A 257-nucleotide genomic window follows, 5' to 3' on the forward strand; every position below is an offset into this window, starting at 1 on the left:
CTGCAGGATATTGCATCGGATTTACCGCGATTTACCCACGCATTAGATGAACTTTCCCGCCGTCTGGGGTTGAATATCACTCCGCTGACTGCCGATCACATTTCTTTGCGTTGCCATCAAAACGCCACTGCTGAACGCTGGCGTCGCGGGTTTGAACAGTGTGGCGAGCTTTTGTCAGAAAATATGATCAATGGCAGACCGATTTGTCTGTTTAAATTGCATGAACCGGTACAGGTTGCGCACTGGCAGTTTTCTAT

Annotated in this window: 1 protein-coding gene; it reads left to right on the top strand. The window is 48.6% G+C overall.

Going from position 1 to position 257, the window contains the following annotated elements:
* The coding region (locus V5P19_RS23950; RefSeq protein ID WP_334408050.1) for a VOC family protein at nt 1-257 on the top strand (257 nt) is incomplete at both ends.

This window comes from Enterobacter sp. UNJFSC 003, assembly GCF_036903355.1.
Taxonomy (GTDB): domain Bacteria; phylum Pseudomonadota; class Gammaproteobacteria; order Enterobacterales; family Enterobacteriaceae; genus Enterobacter.